2 protein-coding genes are annotated in these 1829 nt (G+C 53.9%); both read left to right on the top strand.

Annotation, left to right across the window (positions count from 1 at the left end; genetic code table 11):
• The first annotated feature begins 336 nt into the window (after positions 1-336).
• Positions 337-696 (top strand): SpoIIAA family protein, encoded by a 360-nt coding sequence (locus RSSM_RS05880; protein WP_008675608.1) that lies wholly within the window; start codon positions 337-339, stop codon positions 694-696.
• A gap of 2 nt (positions 697-698) precedes the next feature.
• Positions 699-1829 (top strand): alpha-glucan family phosphorylase (glgP, locus tag RSSM_RS05885; protein ID WP_008675609.1); only part of this gene is annotated, 1131 nt, incomplete at its 3' end.

A 1829-nucleotide genomic window follows, 5' to 3' on the forward strand; every position in this document is an offset into this window, starting at 1 on the left:
CTGTCAATTGACCGCGACGAGCCCGCTTGCCCTGCCTCTGCCCATCGCGGCACGGTAAACAAGTACTGCAAGGAAACATCTTGCATGTCACTGCCCTTATTTGCACAGGCGTTGTCGCGATGCGCGCCTCGTGCCCATGTTGGATGCGGCATTTAGCGGCATTCCCGATTTGGCATTGAATCTGCATCATCGGCTCCCGTGACGATTTCTTATCAACAGCTAGAGCAATTCGAAGTGGGATGTAGGGCCGGTTCCTACCGGCCGATCCAAATGCGTCCGGTCGTATCCGGAGCGACATGTATCTCGATAAACGCTCCAGCCAAACAAGGTGTACCGATGTCTGTTGAACTAAGCGAAATTCAAGAAGGCAACTTTCTGGAAATCCAAGTAACCGGGAAACTGGATAAAGCAGCCTACGAACTCTTCCTACCTTCGGTGGAACGCCAGATCGAAGAGTGCGGAAAGATTCGTATTCTGTTTGCAATGCACGACTTCCACGGTTGGGATGCGGGAGCGATGTGGCAAGACATCAAATTCGACGTCAAGCATTTCAACGACATCGAACGACTGGCGATTGTCGGCGACAAGAAATGGGAACGCGGAATGGCGGTCTTCTGCAAGCCGTTCACGACTGCCAAAATCCGCTACTTTGACGTTAGCGAAATCGACCAAGCTCGCGATTGGCTGGCGGAATAGCCATGTCTGACAACCCACGGCACGTTCATCCGGTTTACGATCTGCTGCCCATCGAGATCGACGGCTTTGAGTCTTTGGCAGAGTTGGCGTTGGACCTGCGGTCATCGTGGAATCACGCGACCGATGTGGTTTGGCGACGATTGGATGAAGAGCTTTGGGAGATCACCCACAATCCTTGGGTGGTGTTGCAAACGGTCTCGCGTCAACGCATCGAATATGTTCTCGATGATACCGATTTTCGATCCAAGGTCGATGCGTTATTAGACGCACGGCGGCAAACGGCTGAGCAACCGGCGTGGTTCCAACATACGCACGCCGATTCGCCTTTGAAGTGTGCGGCGTACTTTTGCATGGAGTACATGCTCAGTGATGCGTTGCCAATCTATTCCGGCGGTCTTGGAAACGTGGCCGGCGATCAATTGAAGGCAGCCAGTGACTTGGGCGTGCCCGTTTTTGCGGTCGGATTGCTATATCAACAAGGCTACTTTCGTCAAGCCATCGACGGGGCGGGGCAACAGCATGCTCTTTATCCCTACAACGATCCCGGTCAATTGCCGATCCGCCCGCTTCGTGATGCAGACGGGGAGTGGTTGCGGTTGAAGATCAGTCTGCCGGGTTATTCCGTTTGGCTGCGAGCGTGGCAGGTTCAAGTTGGCCGAGTGAACCTGTACTTGCTTGACAGCAACGACGCAGCGAACTTTCCCGAGCATCGAGGGATCACGAGTGAGTTGTATGGTGGTGGCCAGGATCTACGTTTGAAGCAAGAGATGATCCTTGGGATCGGTGGATGGCGATTGCTACAGAAACTGGGCATTTCCCCAGACGTGTGTCACTTGAACGAAGGACACGCCGCATTTGCCGTGTTGGAACGTGCCCGCGCTTTTATGGAGACATCGGGACAGCCATTTGAAGTGGCGTTGACTGTGACGCGTGCAGGAAATCTCTTCACCACTCACACAGCGGTGGAAGCCGGATTTGATCGTTTTGCACCGGAACTCATCGAGCTGTATCTGAAGCGATATGCAGAAGAGCGACTCGGCATTTCTATTCAAGATCTGATGGCTCTCGGGCGACTCAACCCGGGCGACAATTCAGAACCCTTCAACATGGCCTACTTGGCGATCCGAGGCAGC

The sequence above is a fragment of the Aporhodopirellula sallentina SM41 genome, assembly GCF_000346505.1.
Taxonomy (GTDB): Bacteria; Planctomycetota; Planctomycetia; order Pirellulales; family Pirellulaceae; genus Rhodopirellula; species Rhodopirellula sallentina.